12 protein-coding genes and 1 riboswitch are annotated in these 14,906 nt (G+C 69.7%); of the genes, 5 read left to right on the top strand and 7 right to left on the bottom strand.

Features of this window, described 5'->3' with window-relative positions:
- Positions 1 to 452 precede the first annotated feature (452 nt).
- Complete coding sequence (locus ACGFNU_RS02980) at positions 453 to 1,487, bottom strand: NBR1-Ig-like domain-containing protein (RefSeq protein ID WP_392589618.1); 1,035 nt, start codon at positions 1,485 to 1,487, stop codon at positions 453 to 455.
- Positions 1,488 to 1,594: 107 nt separating this feature from the next.
- Entirely contained in the window at positions 1,595 to 2,989 is a 1,395-nt protein-coding gene (locus ACGFNU_RS02985; protein ID WP_392589619.1) for an MFS transporter, read from the bottom strand.
- A 66-nt stretch (positions 2,990 to 3,055) separates the two neighbouring features.
- On the opposite strand from ACGFNU_RS02985, the gene ACGFNU_RS02990 reads away from it, so the two are divergent.
- Positions 3,056 to 4,270: an arginine deiminase gene (locus ACGFNU_RS02990; RefSeq protein WP_392589620.1), complete on the top strand. Its 1,215-nt coding sequence runs from the start codon at positions 3,056 to 3,058 to the stop codon at positions 4,268 to 4,270.
- A 240-nt stretch (positions 4,271 to 4,510) separates the two neighbouring features.
- On the opposite strand, the gene ACGFNU_RS02995 is transcribed toward ACGFNU_RS02990, so the two are convergent.
- The 4 genes from ACGFNU_RS02995 to ACGFNU_RS03010 form a co-directional block, all read right to left on the bottom strand.
- On the bottom strand, positions 4,511 to 5,056 hold the full coding sequence (locus ACGFNU_RS02995; RefSeq protein ID WP_392589622.1) for an ATP-binding protein: 546 nt from the start codon (positions 5,054 to 5,056) through the stop codon (positions 4,511 to 4,513).
- 394 nt (positions 5,057 to 5,450) lie between these two features.
- Positions 5,451 to 7,313, bottom strand: a complete 1,863-nt coding sequence (locus tag ACGFNU_RS03000) for a PAS domain S-box protein (RefSeq protein ID WP_392589624.1) — start codon at positions 7,311 to 7,313, stop codon at positions 5,451 to 5,453.
- A gap of 115 nt (positions 7,314 to 7,428) precedes the next feature.
- A complete protein-coding gene (locus tag ACGFNU_RS03005; protein ID WP_392589626.1) occupies positions 7,429 to 8,913 on the bottom strand; it encodes a purine-cytosine permease family protein in 1,485 nt (494 codons plus the stop codon).
- A riboswitch (TPP riboswitch) is annotated at positions 8,905 to 9,023 on the bottom strand. (Overlaps the previous gene by 9 nt.)
- A gap of 57 nt (positions 9,024 to 9,080) precedes the next feature.
- A complete protein-coding gene (locus ACGFNU_RS03010) occupies positions 9,081 to 9,413 on the bottom strand; it encodes a rhodanese-like domain-containing protein (protein ID WP_392590983.1) in 333 nt (110 codons plus the stop codon).
- Positions 9,414 to 9,486: 73 nt separating this feature from the next.
- On the opposite strand from ACGFNU_RS03010, the gene ACGFNU_RS03015 reads away from it, so the two are divergent.
- Positions 9,487 to 9,921, top strand: a complete 435-nt coding sequence (locus ACGFNU_RS03015) for an SSI family serine proteinase inhibitor (RefSeq protein WP_392589627.1) — start codon at positions 9,487 to 9,489, stop codon at positions 9,919 to 9,921.
- 162 nt (positions 9,922 to 10,083) lie between these two features.
- Here the strand turns inward: ACGFNU_RS03015 and ACGFNU_RS03020 are convergent, their stop codons facing one another.
- On the bottom strand, positions 10,084 to 10,947 hold the full coding sequence (locus ACGFNU_RS03020; RefSeq protein ID WP_392589629.1) for an Fpg/Nei family DNA glycosylase: 864 nt from the start codon (positions 10,945 to 10,947) through the stop codon (positions 10,084 to 10,086).
- 382 nt (positions 10,948 to 11,329) lie between these two features.
- Between ACGFNU_RS03020 and ACGFNU_RS03025 the strand changes: the two genes are divergently transcribed.
- Genes ACGFNU_RS03025 through ACGFNU_RS03035 form a run of 3 tightly spaced genes read left to right on the top strand, consistent with a single transcriptional unit; the run spans position 11,330 to position 14,878 of the window.
- Entirely contained in the window at positions 11,330 to 11,536 is a 207-nt protein-coding gene (locus ACGFNU_RS03025) for a heavy-metal-associated domain-containing protein (RefSeq protein ID WP_392589631.1), read from the top strand.
- Between the two features lie 7 nt (positions 11,537 to 11,543).
- Positions 11,544 to 12,542, top strand: a complete 999-nt coding sequence (locus ACGFNU_RS03030; RefSeq protein ID WP_392589633.1) for a hypothetical protein — start codon at positions 11,544 to 11,546, stop codon at positions 12,540 to 12,542.
- Between the two features lie 29 nt (positions 12,543 to 12,571).
- The gene (locus tag ACGFNU_RS03035; protein ID WP_392589634.1) at positions 12,572 to 14,878 is read left to right on the top strand and encodes a heavy metal translocating P-type ATPase; all 2,307 of its coding nucleotides are present in this window, start codon (positions 12,572 to 12,574) and stop codon (positions 14,876 to 14,878) included.
- The last annotated feature ends 28 nt before the right edge of the window (positions 14,879 to 14,906 follow it).

Consider the following 14,906-nt stretch of genomic DNA (forward strand, 5'->3'; position numbering starts at 1 on the left):
TCCGCGCCGAACGACCGGGCACGCCGCGTCTCTGGGATAACGGCGGTCCCACATCCCACTGGGAGGGGACATCGTGGTCCTGCTTATTGGCCAGAGGCCATCTATATATTTCCCGCGAGCGAATGCGGGGGGTCTGTTGACGCCGACCCGGCGGTGAACGATGACCGATTCAATGACGTCACCGAGCCGCTCGGTGACATCGCCTGACCACGACCGCCGTGGTCATCAGATATGGCGGGGGCAGGCATATTAGGGCCGCGATTCCTTCCGTTGTGTGGCTGAACGCTGTGCGATGAGTACGCATAGGGCCCGAGCGGAGTGAAAGGGGCCCTGAGCGGGGGAGAGCGACCGGCCGGTTGCTGCAGGGCAACGTTGACACGCGCCGCCGTCCCACGCCAAGGGAACTTCGTCCAAGAGCCGTACAGCCGTCACTGGACAAAAGAAGCCGCAGGTCAGGCAGATACGACTTGGACGTCCAAGAAGATGGGACGCTTGGTGGGCATGGTCACCCGTCCGGACGCGTCGTGCATCTTCCAGTAGATCTTGCAGCGGGTCGGACGCTGGGAGGCCCGGACGCGGACATGGATGTCGACGAGCTGGCCGGGCGGGGTCGACGGGACGGGCACGCTCTTGGGGGCCGCACAGGGACCCGACCCGAGGCGGACCATCTTGCGGCCCTTCCAGTGCACCTTTCCCGAATTACGAAGGCGCCACACCTTCTCGAAAGTGGCACCCGCCTTGACGCGCGTTCCGTCCGGGTAGGTGATGTCGCCGACGAACTGCGAGTCGTCCTGAGGGATCTCGTTTATCTGGGTCGTCGTGTCGGGCGAATTCTTTACCGGGCCGCTCGCCGTGACGTTCTTCGGGGCGACCTTGTCCTCCGGCCAGGCGAGGTACGTCACACCGCCCGCGACGACCAGTGCGGCAGCCGCGGCGGCGGCGATCAGGCCGAGCGGGAACCGTCTCGGGCTCGGGAGCGGCGAACCCATGTGGACGATCCGGGCGTGCGCCCCGGTGAGATCGTCCACAGGCCTGCGGTATTCGTCCATTCCCACGTTCGGCAGGACCATCTCGGCGGTCGTCCGCGTCGGTGAAGGACCGGCCGCCGCCTCACCGTTGGACTCACCGAACTCCTCGGCGTCCTCAGCGGCCGTGACCGCGTCGCGCGCCTTCTGCCAGTGCGCGCGCCACTCCCGCTCGGTCGCCTCCGGGTCGTGTCCCAGCCGGTCGACCGCGAGAACCCGGACGAACTCCCACGTCGTCCCCCAGGTCGGCAGATTCCGGCCCTGGGCGGCCGCCGCCAGCGACGATTTGGACGCGGCGGCGCCCAGCGCGGCCATCTCCGCGTACGAAGGGTCGCCGGCTTCCTGCTTCAGCCGCCACAACCGTTCGGCGAGCCCGGCGACGGGCCCGGACGAGGGGTCAGGCCGCCGTGACCGGCGTCCGCGCCGGCCACCATCCTTTCCCTGATCAACCGCTGAACTCACCCTTGCTGCCTCTCAAGACTCGAGCTGCCCACAAGCACCGCAGGATCATGAAGACGATACCTGTCAAAACCAACATGGACGGGTAGAGATAGGAACACACCCGCTTCTTACGGACGCGGGCGGGCCGCCGTTCGTTGTGTGCGAAGGATCACGAAGCCGAGGACGACCCCCGCGAACTGGCAGGCGGAGATCGCCAGCACGAGCCCCACCGGGCCGATCCGGTCGGCGAACGTGCCGGTCAGCGCGGCGCCAACCGCCGAGGCACCGATCTTCAGGCTACCTCCAGTCGTGTTGACCTGCCCCAGCCGATCAGGCGGCGACTCCCGCTGCCGCAACATCAGTGTGGCAGCGAACACCGGCCCCTCAGTCACGCCCGCCAACAGAAAGATGATCATGGCCCACGGCAGTGCGGGCGCCAGCGCGAGGCTCCCCAGCGCCGTCCCGAACGCGACGAGCCCGGCCAGCATCACCGTCTCGGCGTGCCGGACCGACAACCACCGCGCGGACGCCAGCGACCCGATGAGCGACCCGACCGCCATGGCCGCGAGCATCTGCCCGCCCGCACTGGGCTCGGCGCCGATCCGTTCCGCCAAGAGCACCGAGGTGACGGCGACCCCGCCGAATCCGAGCCAGGCCAACGTAGTGGCCACCGTCAACGCCCGCAGAACCCGATTGTCCGCCAACACAAACAACCCGCCAACAACCACATTGACGAGCCCCGCACCGGCGCCACCCACGTCCACGCCGGGCGGGCCTCCACCCACGCCTCCGTCGGCGTCCCCACCTTCGCCCGCCCCGCCCTCACCCCCACCCGTGCCGCTTACCCACGTGCCGCTTACGCCCCCGCCTGCGGCAATTGCGTCTGCGCCGCCCAGGCCGCCGGCGTCCGGCTTGTGATCACACGGTTCGTGGACGCGGGCACCCTTGCCGTCGGCTCCAGGGCCGCGGAACGGGAGGAGCGGCAAGGCGAGGAATCCGAGGAAGGCACAGGCGACGATCGGGATCCCGGCCCCGCCCCCGCCCAGCCAGGCGGCGAATCCGGCGGCCAGGCCGGGTCCCGCGATGCCCGCGAGGTTGTAGCTCGACGCCTCCAGCCCGTACGCCCGGGTCAGCCGCTCGACCGGGACGAAGCGGGGGAGCAGGCTCGTCAGCGCCACCACGATCGGCTCCGTGCACCCGATGACCGCCGCGATCATGAGGGCGAACCCGAGCGGCGAGTCGCCCGCGATCATCAGCAGCAGGCTCATGGCGATCGCATAGCCGATGGTCAGCGCGAAGGCGACCGCCCTGGGCCGGGTCACCCGATCCATCGCATGCCCGATGATCGGCCCGCTCAGGATGTACGGCAGGGTCATCGCGGTCTGCAGGAAACCCGCGGTGGCGACGTGGGCGGTGCGCGCGTGGACGGCGAGGACGATGGCGGTCGCTCCGCCCTCCGCGGAGACGCGCAGCAGGGTGGCCGTGGACAGGTAGAGGGGGAGCGCGGTCGGTCTGCCGATCACCATTGGATCGTGACATACGGTCAGGTACCCAGAAAGCCGGGGACAACCGGACTTAGACTGCGAAACGTGGCACAACCAACAGCGCATGAGCACCGAGTCACCAGCGAGGTCGGGCGGCTCCGCACCGTACTGCTGCACCGCCCCGGCGCCGAACTGAAGCGACTCACCCCGCGCAACAGCGACAAGCTCCTGTTCGACGCCATCCCGTGGGTGGGCCGCGCGCAGGAGGAGCACGACGCGTTCGCCCAGGCCCTGCGGGACCGGGACGTCGAAGTGCTGTACGTGACGGAGCTGCTCCAGGACGCCCTGGAGTACGAGGCGGCGCGGGACGAGGCGATCGCCGACGTCCTCAGCGACCACCGCCTGGGCGACCAGCTGCGCCGCGTGGTCGAGGGCTATCTGCGTGACCTCGACACCGAGGATCTCTCCCGCACGCTGATCGACGGGCTGGCCCACGAGGAGCTCAAGACCGGACACGGCCTCGTCTACCGCCTCATGGACCGGCTGGACTTCGTCATCGACCCGCTGCCCGGCCTGTTGTTCACCCGCGACAACAGCGCGTGGATCGGTGACCGGGTCGCCGTGACGAGCCTGGCGATGCCCGCCCGCCGCCGCGAATCCGCCCTGACCGGGCTGATCTACGCCCACCATCCGCGCTTCGCCGGGGTGAAGCCGATCTACAACCCCACGCTCGAACACGTCGAGGGCGGCGACATCCTCCTGCTCTCCCCCGGCGTCGTCGCCGTGGGCACCGGTGAACGCACCACGCCCGCGGGCGTCGAACGCCTCGCCCGCCAGGTCTTCGCCGCCGGCCTGGCGCGCACCGTCCTCGCCGTGCCGATCGAGCAGCAGCGGGCGACCATGCACCTGGACACGGTCTGCACCATGGTGGACGTCGACACGGTCGTGATGTACCCGCCGATCGCCCACTCGCTGACCGCGTTCACGGTCACCGCCGCGAACGGCGACCTGCGCGTCTCGGAACCCCGCTCCTTCCTCGAAGCGGCCGCCGAGGCCATGGGACTGGACCGGCTCAAGGTCATCGACACCGGGCTGGACCCGGTGACCGCCGAACGCGAGCAGTGGGACGACGGCAACAACACCCTCGCCGTGGCCCCCCGCCTCGCCGTGGCGTACGAGCGCAACATCGAGACCAACGCCCAGCTGGAAACGGCGGGCATCGAGGTCATCCGGATCAGCGGCAGCGAGCTGGGCAGCGGCCGGGGCGGCCCGCGCTGCATGTCCTGCCCCATCCTCCGCGACCCGCCCCCGACCCCCTGACCCAAAAGCCCACCCGACAACCCGCGCCCAGCAAAGCGCCGTGCGGGTACGCGGAGGCGGTTGGAACGTAGAAAGCCCCGGGAGCGTTGGGCTCCTGGGGCTTTCTCGATGTTTGGAGGCTCGGGCGGTGTCGACGGGGGCACGACAGCGCCCGAGCTTGAGGAGGACCATACAAGGTGGGGGAAAGGTCCGGCTACCCGGGGGTATGCATGATTTGTTGAGGACGCACGTCCTTGCAGGTCAGGCGGGGTAGGCCCGTCCTGTTGCGGCCCCGTACCACGACTCGTTGTAGACCTTGCGGGCCGGACGTTCCTGCATATCGGGGTGCTCGCAGAAGTCGGGCAGCGCCGCGTGGGCCGCGTGGCGGGGGGCCGAGCCGCTCAGGGCCGAGGTGTGCGGAGCGCGCAGCTGGGCCCAGACCGTGGTGGCGCCGTCCTCGTGACGGACCCCCCATCCCTCGGACAGCGCCTCGACGATGCCGAGGCCGCGGCCTCCCAGGGACGACAGCGTGCCGGGGCCTCGCCGCGGCTCGGTCATGGCTCCGCCGTCGCTGACGGCGACCTCGAGCATCTCGCCCTGGTAGGACCAGGTGACCCGCACCTGTCCGGACGGCAAGGGGCGTGCGTGCCGCAGCGCGTTGCTGAGCAGTTCGCTGATGATGACGCTGGCGTCGTCCACGACGGAGTCGAAGACCCCCGAGGCGATCAGGTCGGAACCGAGGCGCTTGCGCGCGACCGCGACGCTGGACGGCGCGTGTGGCAGCAGTACGACGCTCGACGCCCTCACCTCCCCGTCACCCTCTCCAGCCGGTCGACTGCTCTTTTGGTATGACCGAAATGCCCAGATGGGGACGCCTGGAAACCTGCGCGAAACGGCCCATCACTCCCACAACGAGCGACTGACCATCCGGTCACGGGTCTCACCCCCCGTACATGGCGTCGAACGGAACCTCGCCCCCAACGCAACACCAACTAAGGATCTATCCAGCCCACGGAGGATTACTCCTCGCGCGCGCGTTTCGTCCGTCACACTGCCGCCACACTGCACTTTCCCGCAAGAGCACCGGGCTCACTCCATCAACTTCACGGCAAGATCCGGTCAAAACAGACGTTCCCCTCGCCTGTGGCCATTATCGGCCCAGGCCACGTCACGTTGTGATTTGGACCACAAAGAAACGGCGTCAGGACGCGGTCTTCAGAACCAGGCGCATGCAGGTGCCCCCAGCAGGCCCGGGATGGGCGGAGATCGCCCCGCCCTGGGCTTCGGTCAGCCGCCGCACGATATAAAGCCCGAGTCCGATACCGCCGAAACGTCGCCGGTCGCCCGCCTCGCCCTGAACAAAACGGTCGAAGATGCGCTCATGATCGCCTGGGGCGATGCCGATGCCCTCGTCCTGAACGGTGACCGTCACCTCGGATCCGGCCGCCCACGCGCTGACCGTGACCGTGCCCCCGTCGGGCGAGTACTTGAAGGCGTTCTCCAGAAGCTGCCCGAGGACGATGTCGGTGGCCATCGTGTCGCCGGCGGCCAGCGGAAGATCCTCGGCGATGTCGAGCTCCACCCGGTGCTTGCTCGACAACGACCGGAACCCCGCCACCACCCCCGTCAGCACGCGCGCCAGGTCGAACGGCTCGATGGTCACGGCCAGCTCGTCCGCGCCGGCCCGGGACCCCAGCAGGAGATGCTCCACCAGGCGCCCGAGCGACTGGGCGCGTTCGGCGATCGTGGCCACGGCGGAGCGGCGGTCGGCGTCGGCGAGCTCGTCCCACCGGTTGACCAGCGTGCTCGCGAAACCCTGGACGACGGTGATCGGGGTCCGGAGCTCATGGCTGGTGGTCGCCAGGAAGAGATCCTTGGCCTCCTCCAGCGCCTTGGCCTCGCTGACGTCGCGGAAGTCGACCACGATCTCGCCGGTCTCCTCGATCTCCGCGGAGAGCACGTTCAGCCAGACGCCCGACTCCAGCGGAAATGTCAGCATCTCGCCGGGCCGGGGCTTCTCGAACGGCAGCGGCCGGCCGATCACATCCCGCGCGGCGAGCCCGGTGAGGACGTGCGCGGCCGGATTCCACTGGCGTACGGTGCCGTCGCGGTCGAGCACGGCGATCCCGTCCGCGCTGGAGTCGATCACCGCGCGTTCGTGGGCGCGCTGCCGCACGACCTCCGCGTACGCGACCGCGTTGCCCACCGCCACCCCGGCGTGCCCGGCGAGCAGCTCCAGCAGTTCGAGCTCGGTGTGGCCGATCTTGCGGCCCGAGAAGAGCGCGTAGAGGGCCCCGTACGGCTTGTTCTGCAAGAACGACAGGCCCAGTGCGATCGTGTGCAGGCCGGGCAGCTCGGACCAGACGAGATCGCCGAGCCGGCGCTCGCCCGTGGCCAGCATCACGGTCTTGCCGGACCGCAGCAGCTCGCCGACCAGGCTGGACCGCAGGTCGGCCGAGGCACCGCGCATGTGGTCGGGGAGCCCGTACATGCTCACCAGGCGCAGCCGCTCGTCCTCGATCCGGACGAATCCGCCCGCGTCCGCGCCGGTCAGCTCGATCAGCGCGGCGGTGATCCGGTCGAGCACCACGTCCAGGTCGAGCTCGGCGTTGAGGTCGGCGACGATGTCGTTCAGCCGCCGGACGAGGCGCGCGCGTTCGGCCATGTGGTGCTGCGCGACCTCGTCCTCCTCGACCGGGTGGTAGACGCCGACCCAGCCGAGCAGCGTGCCGTCCCGGGCCTGCAGGGCGCTGGTGTCGATCCGGACGTCGATCAGGCTGCCGTCGCGGCGGAACCGGCGGGTGGCGATAGAGATCTGCCCGCTGTCGCCCTCGCCCGCCCGCCGCGTCAGCAGCCGTTCCTGGACGGCGTTGTGCTCGGCCTTGAGCTCGTCCGGCACGATCGGCGGCACCCGGCCCAGCACCTCGTCGGAGCGCCAGCCGAACATGCGCTCGGCCGCCGGATTCCACACGGTGACGCGGAACGAGTGGTCGACGGCCACGATCGCATCGGCCGCGCACTCGATGACCGCGCGGAGGATCGGATCGTGGACCGAAAGTTGCACGCCTGTATCGTGCCACCGGATCTTGCGGCGGCGCCGGGCAACCACCGCCGAAATGTTTCCACCGACCGGCTCGTCCGCCCGCAAGCCTTCGCCGTCCAGGGCGTGCCCCACCCGTTCAGACGGCCGGTGAGTCGATCTTGCCGTCGGTTCGCCCGGCCGCCCGGCCGCCCCCGCCCGGCCCGATCCGGCCGATGAGCAGCGCGGCCAGACCGGCGATCAGGAACGAGAACAGCGAGGCGCTCATCCAGCTCTGAGTGCTGAACCCGATCGCCTCTTGGACGTCGTGCCAGAAGCTCGCCCACCAGCTCACGGTGCCCGGGTTGATCAGCTGGTATGTGCCGAACCCGACCGCCCAGGCCACGATCATCCCCCAGCGAGACGGAGCCGACCCCGAGGTGTCCCACTCGCCAAGCCGTCCGCCAACAGGCGACGTCCCCTCAAGCTCCTGACTCTGATCCCCCAGAGAAGACGACCCCTCGCCCGGAGAGGAAGAAGACGTCGCCCAGGAACGCCGTCCCCGTCCCAGGAAGAAATCAGCCGCCAGCACGCCCAGCATGGGGACGAACACCGAGCCGATCAGAGACAGGAAGCTGGCGTAGTCGCCGATGTCGAGCAGCAGCGCCAGCCCGGTGATCAGCGTGCCGAGCGCGATCGACAGGACGCGCCGATCGGCGCGCGGCACCAGGTTCTGGATCGAGACGGCGGTGGAGTAGACGTTGGCGAACGATTGGTCGGCCTCGCGCAGGACGAATACCGCGAAGAAGAGCACGCCCAGCGTCACGCCCAGGAACGGGTCGAAGATCTTGGTGGAGTCACCCGCCACCAGGGCCAGGGCCAGCAGCCCGAGGATGTAGGCGATGATCTGGGTCGCCGAGTAACCGACGGCGGCCGCGCCGAACGCCCCGCGCGCACTGCGGGCGTGGCGGGTGTAGTCGGCCGCCACCGGCACCCACGAGATCGAGACGGCCAGCGCCGCGTCCGCCCCGATCCAGAAACCGCCCCACGAACCCTCGTTCAGATCAGGCAACGGCTCCCGCAGCAGCTGAACGTAGAAGTAGACGAGGGCGACCATCACCGCGGCGGTCACATACCGGCGCAACATGCGCACCGAGCCCAGCGGCCAGATCGTCAGGACCGTGGTGAGGACGCCCGCCGCGATCACGTATGTCCAGCGCGGCACGCCGTCCCACAGCGACCGCGCCGCGTCCGCGATGACGATCAGCTCGAACGTGCCCCAGCCGATGAGCTGGGCGATGTTGAGCGCGGTCGGCACGTACGACAGCCGCGCTCCGAACAGCCCGCGCAGCAGCACCATCGCGGGCTTGCCCGTGATCGCGCCGGGCGCCGCGGCCAGCCCCAGCATCAGCCCGCCGATCGCGGTGCCGACGATCATCGCGACGATGCCGGCCACGATCGACAGCGTCGGCTTGCCGTCGGCGTCGGGGGCCAGCACGGTGTAGGCGCCGGAGAAGGCGAACAGACTGACCCCGAGGTTGGCCCAGAAGGCGCCCTGGTCCCAGAAGCTGAGAACCTTGGGCGCGGGCTCGTCAAGGGTGTACGGCGCCTCGTGACGAGGGCGTTCTTTTACGGCAGACGTCATCGAACACGCTCCCTACGCCGGCATTACCCGGACAGGTTCATGCGGTCGGCGACGCCTGCGAACGTGTCGCCCTCTCAGCCCGGTCGGCCCGAGCTCCCGCGGTGGGGTTGCTTTTGAACGGGACGAATCGTACATCGGCCCAGGCGGCAATGTAAGACGGCCGGCCCTCAGGCCACGTGCGGTGGCCCGTCCGTGCCGCCCTTCATCGGGCGGCCGGCCTCGGCCCAGCGCTTCATGCCCCCGTCGACGTTCTTCGCCAGCCAGCCCGCCTGGTTGAGCGCGACCGTCACCTGCGCGGAACGCACCCCGGACCGGCAGATCACGTACACGTCCTGGTCGCGCGGAATCTCCCCGGCGCGGTCGCTCAGCTCGGCCATCGAGATGTGGGCGGCCCCGGGCGCGTGCCCGGCGTCCCACTCGTACTGCTCACGGACGTCGAGAAGGTATGCGCCCTCCGGTACGTCGGCCGCGTCCACGGCCGGGACGTCATCCCCGAAAATCATCACGCCTCCATGGAACCGCGCGGAACCCTCCCGCGTCGAATCACCCATGCGGTATCGGACGCTCCTTTTCATGACGCCCGGCCTAGCCATGGTCATGTCGATGGCGGCCTGCGGCTCCGAACAGGCCTCGAGCAGCCCAGGGAACTCCTCGGCCACGACGTCCGTCGCGCCCTCGGGCTCCCCCAACGCCACGCTGACAGTCCAGGTGAAGGCCTCCGCCAAGGCCCCCGCCAAGACGTGGACCCTGTCCTGCGACCCGGCCGGGGGTGATCATCCCAAGGCGAGCCAGGCCTGTACGGCCGTCACTCAGGCCAAGGATCCCTTCAAACCCCCGCCCGCCGACCAGATGTGCACGAAGATCTACGGTGGCCCCGAGATCGCCACCGTGAAGGGAACGTGGCAAGGTAAGCCTGTCAACGCCAAGTTCAGCCGTACAGACGGCTGCGAGCTCTCCCGCTGGGACAAGCTCGCACCGCTCTTCGGCGGCGTTCCCAAGGTCGGCTGACGAGTCCACCCCGTTCGGACTCGGTCAGCACGAGACGGGCCCCGGTCGGCGCGCGACCGGGGCCCGTCGCCGCGCCTGGGCCATCGCTACGCCAGGGCCGTTGTTATGCCAGGGCCGTCTCTACGCCTGAGCTTGGGGTTCTGGCTCTGGTGTCTTTGCCTGCTATTTGAGGAGGCGCGACATGCGGCGGTCCGCCAAAGGCTTGCCGCCTGTCTGGCAGGTGGGGCAGTACTGCAGCGACGAGTCGGCGAACGAGACCTCGCGGACGGTGTCGCCGCACACCGGGCATTTCTGTCCCGTGCGGCCGTGCACGCGCAGGCCGGTCTTCTTCTCGCCCTTCAGATCCTGCGCCTCCAGGCCGCGCGAGCGCTGCACGGCGTCCCGCAGGGTCGTGACGATCGTATCGTGGAGGGTCGCGATGTCCTCGTCGGTCAGCGAAGAGGCGATCTTGAACGGCGACATCTTGGCGGCGTGCAGGACCTCGTCCGAGTAGGCGTTGCCGATGCCGGCGATCACCTTCTGGTCGCGGAGCAGGCCCTTGATCTGGGTGCGGCGGCCGTTGACGATCTCGCCCAGCGCGGCGGGGGTGAACGTCTCGCTGAGGGGGTCGGGGCCCAGGGAGGCCACGCCGGGCACGTCGGCGGGATCCCGTACCAGATAGACGGCCAAGCCCTTCTTCGTCCCCGCCTCGGTCAGGTCGAAGCCGGACCCGTCCTCCAGCTGCACGCGCAGGGCCAGCGGATTCTTACCCCCGGGGCGTACCGGTTTGGCAGGGATCTCGTCCCGCCACCGCAGCCAACCGGCCCTGGCCAGGTGGACGACCAGGTGCAGGCCGTCGATGTCGAAGTCGAGGAACTTGCCGTGCCGGGCGACACCGGTGACGGTCAACCCGCCGAGCGCGGTGATCGGCGGGTCGTACGTCTTGAGCGCGGAGATGGCGAGAACATCGACACGGGCGACCGCGTGGCCGACCGCGCGCTCTCGCAGGAAGGTGGCGAGCGCCTCCACCTCAGGTAGCTCAGGCATGTCTCCAGTATCCGCGACATCCGGCGTCCACAGCCCTGTGGATTCCTGTGGACAACTCTGTGAGAAACGCTCGATCGCCTGTGGCGTAGGAGGATCCCGAGGGCAATACCTCTATGAACACCCCCATAACAGCCCAGAGATCTCAACGTGGGCCGCCATCGACCTGTGGATAACCGCCGTCTCGAAACGCGCGAGCCGCGCCACCGGCCGAGGGCCTGCCACTTTGGCACATACCACCTGGCCCGAGCACCGAGGTTGTGACGCGGGTCTCGGAACAACCCCTAGGGGGTAGGGGTTGCAACGGCCATGGGGTTATGGCAGCATGAGGACCACGAGATACCCCCCAGGGGTACAAATCCAGACCAACGAGGAGATGACGACGATGAGCACCGCCACCTACACCGTTGCCGGGATGACCTGCGGCCACTGCGTCGGATCGGTCAAGGAGGAGGTCGGCCAGGTCGCCGGTGTCACCGCCGTCGACGTCGACCTCGCGACCGGCAAGGTGACGGTCACCAGCGACGGCCCCGTCGACGACTCCCTGATCGCGGAGGCCGTCGAAGAGGCCGGATACGAAGTGAAGGTGTGAGGACGTCATGAACACCGCGACCAAGCTGGGGGCGTTCACCCTGGGCCTGGCCGTCGTCTTCGGAGGAGCCGCCGGGGTCGGCGACATCGTCGGTCCCGTCGGCGCCTCGGCGGAGTCCGGCAGCCAGGATGGCAGCGGCGGGCACGCTTCCCACGGCGGCGGATCATCCGCCGAGACGGTGGCCGCCCCCGTACCGGGCGGGCTGCAGATCTCGCAGGACGGCTACACGCTGGCCCCCCGGACCACCACGATCAAGCCCGGTGAGCAGACCGACTTCCGGTTCACGGTGACCGGCCCGGACGGCAAGCCGGTCAGCCGGTACGAGACCCTCCACGGCAAGAAGATCCACTTCATCCTGGCCCGCCGTGACCTGTCCGGCTTCCAGCACCTGCACCCGGCCGAGGCCGGAGGCGGCGTCTGGTCGGTGCCGGTGAAGGTGCCCGACGCCGGCGCCTACCGTTTCTTCACCGACATCAAGCCGGCCGGCGCCAAGAAGCAGCTGACGCTCGGCGCCGACCTCACCGCACCCGGCGACTTCACGCCCACCGCGCTGCCCGAGGTCGAGCAGGCCGCCAAGGTCGACGACTACGAGGTGAAGCTGAACGGCGCCCTCGTCCCGGGCAAGACCAGCAAGCTCACCCTCTCGGTGAGCAAGGCCGGTGAGCCGGTCACCGACCTGCAGCCGTACCTTGAGGCATATGGCCACCTGGTCGCGCTGCGCAACGGTGATCTCGCCTACCTGCACGTCCACCCGGACGGCGAACCCGGCGACGGCAAGACCAAGCCCGGACCGGAAATCACGTTCTACGCCGAGGTGCCCAGCTCCGGTGCGTACCGTCTCTACCTGGACTTCCAGCACGGAGGCAAGGTCCGTACCGCCGAATTCACCGCGGTGGCCGGCACCGCACCGGCGCCCCAGCCCGCGACCCCGGCCGAGACCCCCGCCCCGAGCCAGCCGCCCGGTGAGCAGGGCGGCCACGACGACGACGGCCACACCCACGGCTGACCGCCGAAACCGATCACGAAGGAGGAGCGATGACTACCGGAGCCGCAACCGGGCAGATCGAGCTGGCGATCGGCGGCATGACCTGCGCGTCGTGCGCGGCCCGCATCGAGAAGCGCCTCAACAGGATCGAGGGCGTGACCGCGACGGTCAACTACGCCACCGAGAAGGCCAAGGTCGAGTTTCCCGAGGGCGTGAGCCCGGACGAGCTGATCGCGTCGGTCGAGAAGGCGGGCTACACCGCCGAGCTGCCCGCGCCGCCGAAGGCGGAGAGCACGGACGGCCCGGCCGTCGAGGGCGAGGACGAGCTGCGGCCGCTCCGCCAGCGGCTGATCACCTCCGTCGTGCTGTCGATCCCGATCATCGCGATGGCGATGATCCCGGCTCTGCAGTTCGACAACTGGCAGTGGCTGTCGCTGACGCTGGCCTCCCCCGTGGTGGTCTACGCGGGATGGCCGTTCCACAAGGCCGCCTGGACCAACCTCCGGCACGGCGCCGCGACCATGGACACGCTGGTCTCCGGCGGCACGCTGGCAGCGTTCGGCTGGTCGCTGTGGGCGCTGTTCTTCGGCATGGCGGGCGAGCCCGGCATGCGGCACGGCTTCGAGTTCTCGATGACCCGCTCCGACGGCTCGATGAACATCTACCTCGAGGCCGCCGCCGGCGTGATCGCGTTCATCACCGCCGGGCGCTACTTCGAGGCCCGCTCCAAGCGCCACGCCGGCGCCGCCCTCAAGGCCCTGCTGGAGCTCGGCGCCAAGGAGGTCTCGGTCGTCCGGGACGGGCGCGAGGAGCGCATCCCCGTCGACCGGCTCGGCGTCGGCGACACGTTCGTGGTCCGTCCCGGCGAGAAGATCGCCACCGACGGCGTGGTGGCCGAAGGCTCCTCCGCGGTGGACGCGTCGATGCTGACCGGCGAGTCCGTCCCGGTCGAGGTCGGCCCGGGCGACGCCGTGGTCGGCGCGACCGTCAACGCCGGCGGCCGCCTGCTGGTCAAGGCGACCCGGATCGGCTCCGACACCCAGCTCGCCCAGATGGCCAAGCTGGTCGAGGAGGCCCAGACCGGCAAGGCCCAGGTGCAGCGGCTGGCCGACTCGATCTCCGGAATCTTCGTCCCCATCGTGATCGCGCTCGCCGTGGCCACCCTGGGCTTCTGGCTCGGCACCGGCGGCGGGATCGCCGCGGCCTTCACCGCCGCCGTCGCCGTTCTGATCATCGCCTGCCCGTGCGCGCTGGGCCTGGCCACCCCGACCGCCCTCATGGTCGGCACGGGCCGCGGCGCCCAGCTGGGCATCCTGATCAAGGGCCCGGAGGTCCTGGAGTCCACCCGGACGATCGACACCGTCGTCCTCGACAAGACCGGCACGGTCACCACCGGCAAGATGGCCCTGGTCGACGTCGTCACCGCCGAAGGCGTGGACGCGGGCGAGGTGCTCCGGCTGGCCGGCGCGCTGGAGGACGCCTCGGAGCACCCGATCGCGCAGGCCATCGCCAAGGGCGCGACCGAACGGGCCGGCACCCTCGGCACGGTTGAAGACTTCGCCAACATCGAGGGCCTGGGCGTCCAGGGCATGGTCGACGGTCACGGCGTCCTCGTCGGCCGTCCGCAACTCCTGGCCGAATGGTCGCAGCACCTGACCGCCGACCTGATGAAGGCCATGGACGAGGCGCAGGCCTTGGGCCACACCGCGGTCGCGGTCGGCTGGGACGGCTCGGCCCGCGCCGTGATCACGGTCGCGGACCAGGTCAAGCCGACCTCCGCCGAGGCGATCGGACAGCTGACGGCGCTCGGGCTCCGGCCCGTCCTCCTGACCGGCGACAACGAGACGGTCGCCCGCACGGTGGCCGGGACGGTCGGCATCGACGAGGTCATCGCCGAGGTCATGCCGCAGGACAAGGTGGACGTGATCAAGCGCCTCCAGTCCGAGGGCCGCACTGTGGCGATGGTCGGCGACGGCGTCAACGACGCCGCCGCGCTCGCCCAGGCCGACCTGGGCCTGGCCATGGGCACCGGAACCGACGTGGCCATCGAGGCCTCCGACCTGACGCTGGTCCGCGGCGACCTGCGCGCCGCGGCCGACGCCATCCGGCTCTCGCGCCGCACGCTGGGCACCATCAAGGGCAACCTGTTCTGGGCCTTCGCCTACAACGTGGCCGCCCTCCCGCTCGCCGCGGCGGGCCTGCTCAACCCGATGATCGCCGGCGGGGCGATGGCCTTCTCCTCGGTCTTCGTGGTCAGCAACAGCCTGCGCCTCCGCCGGTTCAAGCCGCTGAACACCGCCCCGGCCCCGGCCACCGGAACCAAGACCCCGACCAAGCAGCCAGTCCCCACCGCCTGATCCCGCTCACAGGCCGGCCCTGGGCCGT

Source organism: Spirillospora sp. NPDC048911, assembly GCF_043198015.1.
Lineage (GTDB): Bacteria > Actinomycetota > Actinomycetes > Streptosporangiales > Streptosporangiaceae > Spirillospora.

Excerpts from the sequence above, each read along its gene's own strand:
- ACGFNU_RS03005 (WP_392589626.1), bottom strand. The coding sequence starts at position 8,913 with ATGACGTCTGCCGTAAAAGAACGCCCTCGTCACGAGGCGCCGTACACC.
- ACGFNU_RS03015 (WP_392589627.1), top strand. The coding sequence starts at position 9,487 with ATGACGCCCGGCCTAGCCATGGTCATGTCGATGGCGGCCTGCGGCTCC.
- ACGFNU_RS03020 (WP_392589629.1), bottom strand. The coding sequence starts at position 10,947 with ATGCCTGAGCTACCTGAGGTGGAGGCGCTCGCCACCTTCCTGCGAGAG.
- ACGFNU_RS03030 (WP_392589633.1), top strand. The coding sequence starts at position 11,544 with ATGAACACCGCGACCAAGCTGGGGGCGTTCACCCTGGGCCTGGCCGTC.
- ACGFNU_RS03035 (WP_392589634.1), top strand. The coding sequence starts at position 12,572 with ATGACTACCGGAGCCGCAACCGGGCAGATCGAGCTGGCGATCGGCGGC.
- ACGFNU_RS03025 (WP_392589631.1), top strand. The coding sequence starts at position 11,330 with ATGAGCACCGCCACCTACACCGTTGCCGGGATGACCTGCGGCCACTGC.